Here is a 4749-nt window from a genome sequence, read left to right on the forward strand (position 1 = left end):
TCCGTCGCGGCGCCCGCCTGCCCCGCAGGCGGCCCGGCCCCGGCGCGCCGCCCGCCAAGCGCCGCGGGCGGGCGCGATCCAACCGGCGCCTGCCCCGACGCGGCGCCCGCCTGCGCCGCAGGCGGCCAGCCCCCGCGACTCCGCGCCCCTTGCCGCCGCCCCCGCCGCGGCGGATGGTGCGCCCCATGCGCCGTTTCGGAGAACCCTGGCGGTCCGACGCCCCTTACCGCGAGCGCCCGGGCGCCTACGCGGCGATCCTGGGCTCGGGCCCGCGCGCCGGCCGCATGCTGCTCGCCGCGACCCCAAACGCGGGCGAATCCTTCCTCCTCCCCGGCGGCGGCGTCGACCCCGGCGAGAGCCCCCTGCGCGCCCTGTCCCGCGAGGTCCGCGAGGAGACCGGCTACAGCGTCCGCCCGCTGCGCCGTCTCGGCGCCTTCCAGCAATACCGCTGGATGCCCGACTACCAGATGTGGGCGCGCAAGATCTGCCACATCTACTTGTGCCGCGCCGGCCGCCCCCTGGGCCCGCCGCTGGAGCCCGACCACACCCCTGTCTGGATGCCCCTCGCCGAGGCCGTCCGCCGCCTCAGCGTCGCCGGAGAACGCCATGTCGTGGGCGAATACGTCGCCTCGGCGGCGCGGCGCGCGGCCTCCTGACCGGCGACCTCTCAAGGAGATCCCCATGACCCGATCCCTCGACCGACTGCTCTCGAGCCTTCGCGCCGCCGCGCGCCCCGCGGGCCTGGCGCTCGGCGCGGTCGCGCTCGCCGCGACGCTCGCCGCGCTGCCCGGCGCCGACCCGGCCAAGGCCGCCTCCTCGCGCGAGGGCGCGAGCTCGGTCCAGGTGACCGGCGAGGACGACGACTACATCCCCGGCGCCCCCCCTGCCGGCCGTTTCGAGGGCGGCGGGGGCGCGGTGCGCGAGGTGCGCATGGACCCCTCCGAGCCCGGCCGCTACGTCGGCGTCTGGGAGGGGCCCTTCAAGGTCGTCAACATGCGCTATTTCGAGACCGAGGGCGGCATCGTGGGCACGGCGCGCCTGACCATCGCCGACGTGCAGGGCACGCTTGCCCGCGGCATGCTGCGCGTCGAGCTCGAGGGCGAGGAGCGGCCGGTGCAGCGCTGGACCGGCGCCTTCACCCGCACCGGCCACATCATGGTGCTGAACGCCCACGCGATCCTGTTCGAGCAGGCCGGCCAGCGCTACATCGAGGCCGACATCCAGCTCAACAACGGCAAGTTCTACCGGATGCGGCTGAGCCGGATCGAGTGATCCCCGCGCCCACCGCGGATCCGATCTTCCCAGGGGGGAGGGGCGCGCCCCTCCCCCTTTTGATGCGCGCCGGCCTCCTGCGCGCCGTCCTGGCGCGGTTGCGGCCTCCCGGCATCCGCCGCAGGGCCGCGGTCCGACGTCGGCCGCAGCGCCCGACTGCAGGGTCAGTCCCAGTCGGGCGTCAGCTCGGGGCGCGAGGGATCGCTGACCAGCCGCGGGCCGGTGGCGAGCGCGTCGATCTGCGCGATCTCGGCAGGCGTCAGGGCCAGATCAAGCGCGGCGGCGTTCTGCGCCAGACGGGCGGGGCTGGCGGTCTTGGGAATCGCGATCGCCCCCTTCGACAGGATCCAGGCCAGCGCCACGGCGGCGGCGGAGGCGCCATGCGCCTCGCCGATCCGGGCCAACGTCGCGTCGGTCGCCGCCTTGCCGCGGGCGAGCGGAATGTAGGCGGTCAGCGCCATGTCCAGCTCGGCCAGCTGCGAGAGCATCGCCGACTGGTCGAAGAACGGGTGAAATTCGACCTGGTTGGTGGCGAGCGGGACCTCGGCGAGCGCCGCGGCCTCGCGCAGCTGCCAGCGCGGGAAGTTGGAGACGCCGACATGGGCCGCGAGCCCGTCGGCGACAAGCCGGGTCAGCGCGGGGATCGTCTCCTCCAGCGGCGCGGTCTTCGAGGGCCAGTGCAGCAGCATCAGATCGACATGGTCGACGCCGAGCCGGCGCAGCGAATCCTCGGCCGCCGCGCGCAGCGCCGCGGGGGCGTGGTCGTCGGGCCAGATCTTGGTGGTCAGGAAGACGTCCGCTCGCGGGACGGAGGCGGCGCGCAGGCCGGCGCCGACCTCGGTCTCGTTGCCATACATGCGGGCGGTGTCGACATGCCGCCAGCCTTCGGCGAGGGCGCGGGCGACCATGTCGGTCGCCTCCCGCCCCTTCAGTTTCCAGGTGCCGAACCCCAGCGCGGGGATGCGGGCGGCGCCGGCCTGAACGGTTTTCATGGGCGGGTCCTTTCGGGCTGGGCCCCGGGTCCTGGCGGCCGGGACGGAACGGCGGAGGGCGGCTCGGGGCCGGGAGGGGGGCGGCGCGGATCCCGATTGGCATCCGCAAGCGGGCTGACGGCCGGAGCAGGCGGAGAGGCCGAGGCGGTGACGAAGCCTCCGGCGCGGGCGATCTGAACGGCGCGGGCGAGGCGGAGCCGGCCGGGCGCGCCGGCGGGGAAAAGCTAGGGGCCGCGCCTGGCCGGGGCAAGGGTCGCGGGGTGGAAAGCCGAGCGCGGACGGTCGGGGCGGCCCTCGCGCGCCGCTGCGCGACGCTCTCGCCCCGCCCGACCGTCCCCCTCGCGGGCCCTGTGGCGGGCGGCGGCGCGGAAAGGTCCGGCGCGTCGGCAAGGGCGCGACTCGGGGGGCGTGCGGGGCGATCGGGGGGCTGCAGATCGGGTCGGCGGGGGCGGGAGACCGCGCGAAGCCCGGGGGGCGCGATCGATCCGCTTGCTCCGCGCCGCGAACCGGAGATTACTGGTCGCGCGCGTCGCAGGTCCGGCGCCCGAATTTTGCCGCGGAGCCCCCGGAGGGTCCGCCCAATCGCAACCGCCGGGACGACTCGATGACGCCACCCCTGTTCGCCTTGTTCGCCGCGGCGCTGCTTGTCGCGGGATGCGCCATGGCGCCCGATGCGCCGCCGCGCACGGCCCTGGAACAGGGGGAGCCGCAGTCGATCAGGCCGCTCGCCCTGGCCCGCACCGGCCATCGCGCGGCCCTCGAGCCGGCCGACGGGAACGAGGGCGCCCCGCGCCTGCGCTGGCCGGTCGTGGCCTCGACCCTGCCGGTGGCGCCGCAGCCGGGCGCGCCGGACTCGCCGCTCGAGGACCCGCTGACCTGCCTCGCGCGCACCGTCTATTTCGAGAGCCGCGGCCGGGACGAGCGCGAGCAGAGCGCGGTGGCCTGGGTGGTGCTGAACCGGGCCGAGGCCTCGGGCTATCCCGACGACGTCTGCGAGGTGGTCAAGCAGGGCGGCGCCGCGCGGCCCTGCCAGTTCAGCTGGTTCTGCGACGGACGCTCGGACGTGGCGGGCCATGCGCACGAATACGCCCAGTCGCTGAACGTGGCCCAGCGGGTGCTGGCCGGCGAGGTCGAGGACCCGACCAACGGCGCCAACATGTTCCACAATCGACGGGTGCGTCCCTACTGGACCCGCCAGGCGCGCCTGATGGCCGAGATCGGCGCGCATTTCTTCTGGAAGCTGTAGGGCGGACACGGGGCCCGGCGCGGCCGCGACCGCCGCGCGAAACCAGGGATCGAGGCGCGCCCGGACCCTGCCCCGGGCGCGTGGCTGGCGCGCGGCGGCTCAGCGGGGCGAGAGCTGGCGGGCGTGGCGCTCGGTCAGCTGGGCGAGGATGTCGAGGATCTCGATCGCCGCGCGCCGGTCGCCGGCGTCGACCGGAAGCGCCTCGCCGTCGCGCTCGATCAGGTCGCGGCCGGCGGCGAAGCTCTCGCCAAGGGCGACGAGGGAGATCGCGCTCAGCCGGCCGTTCACCCGGCGCAGGAAGCTGGTGTGGTCGGGCTGGGCGCCGGGGCTCTGCGGGGCGAGGCGTCGGCTCATCATCGCGTCGAGCTCGCCGGGCGAGAAACTGTCGAGATAGGCGTCGACCAGGGCCGGAATCAGCCGGCCGCGGATGCGCCCGCGAAGCTGGTCGAGCACCAGATCCTCGAGCAGGGGGCGGGCGGCGTCGCTGATCTCGGGGCCCACCTCTTCGATCCGGGTCAGGGAGCGGCCGACCAGCGGCTCGGTCTTGCTGAGCACCGTGTCCGTCAGCCCGCCGTCGCACAGGGCCGCGGCCAGCGCCCAGGCGTCGGTCGAGGGCTGGGCTGCGACCGCGTGGTCGGCGGCCCGGCTCCAGGCCGCGGCTCGGGCGGGCTCGGCAGGCGCGAGCCCGGCGGCGGCCAGCGCGGCGAGCGCGAGCGCGAGGGCGGCGGCGCGGCGCGGCGCGCGCGGGGCGGGACGGGATCGGGCTCGGCTCATCTGCACCTCGGACCTGGAGTTCGAAGCGTCGAGCCTGACCCGAAGAGGATTGAAGGTCGATTAAACTTTGTTGGTCCGCCTTGATCTTTCCGCAAAGCGGTCTAGGCGGCGCAAAACTGGGTCCGGCGAGGGGACTTGCCGCGGCGCGGCGCGGGGCCAACGGCGGCCTCCGCTCAGGCGTCAGGCGGCGCGGGGCGGGCGTAGGGCCGGCGGGGCCGTGGCACAGCTTGTCAGGAAACCCGTCTCGCGACGGATCGCGCGGGAACGGGGAAGGAGGCCCGCCCGTCGCGTCGCCGAGCGGAAGCGCCGGCAAGCGAAAGGGCCGCGGCGTTCTGCGCCGCGGCCCTTCCGATGTCTGCGTCTCAGGCGCCCAGGCGGGCGCGCGGGATCACTTGAGGATCTTGGAGACGACGCCCGCGCCGACGGTGCGGCCGCCCTCACGGATGGCGAAGCGGAGCTTCTCCT

General features: G+C 75.5%; 5 protein-coding genes. 3 read left to right on the top strand and 2 right to left on the bottom strand.

Annotated elements, in window-relative coordinates; translation table 11 throughout:
- The first annotated feature begins 185 nt into the window (after positions 1 to 185).
- Both AAC134_RS23435 and AAC134_RS23440 read left to right on the top strand, forming a co-directional pair.
- Complete coding sequence (locus tag AAC134_RS23435) at positions 186 to 656, top strand: NUDIX hydrolase (protein ID WP_339952162.1); 471 nt, start codon at positions 186 to 188, stop codon at positions 654 to 656.
- Positions 657 to 681: 25 nt separating this feature from the next.
- The gene (locus AAC134_RS23440) at positions 682 to 1272 is read left to right on the top strand and encodes a hypothetical protein (protein ID WP_339952164.1); all 591 of its coding nucleotides are present in this window, start codon (positions 682 to 684) and stop codon (positions 1270 to 1272) included.
- Between the two features lie 164 nt (positions 1273 to 1436).
- Here the strand turns inward: AAC134_RS23440 and AAC134_RS23445 are convergent, their stop codons facing one another.
- Entirely contained in the window at positions 1437 to 2264 is an 828-nt protein-coding gene (locus tag AAC134_RS23445) for an aldo/keto reductase (protein ID WP_339952166.1), read from the bottom strand.
- Positions 2265 to 2868: 604 nt separating this feature from the next.
- Here AAC134_RS23445 and AAC134_RS23450 point away from each other — a divergent pair.
- Positions 2869 to 3510 carry a cell wall hydrolase gene (locus AAC134_RS23450; RefSeq protein WP_339952168.1) on the top strand — a complete coding sequence of 214 codons (642 nt, stop codon included), beginning with the start codon at positions 2869 to 2871 and terminating at the stop codon, positions 3508 to 3510.
- Between the two features lie 99 nt (positions 3511 to 3609).
- Here the strand turns inward: AAC134_RS23450 and AAC134_RS23455 are convergent, their stop codons facing one another.
- Positions 3610 to 4284 carry a hypothetical protein gene (locus AAC134_RS23455; protein WP_339952170.1) on the bottom strand — a complete coding sequence of 225 codons (675 nt, stop codon included), beginning with the start codon at positions 4282 to 4284 and terminating at the stop codon, positions 3610 to 3612.
- Between the last annotated feature and the right edge of the window lie 465 nt (positions 4285 to 4749).

Source organism: uncultured Albimonas sp. (assembly GCF_963977235.1).
Lineage (GTDB): Bacteria > Pseudomonadota > Alphaproteobacteria > Rhodobacterales > Rhodobacteraceae > Albimonas.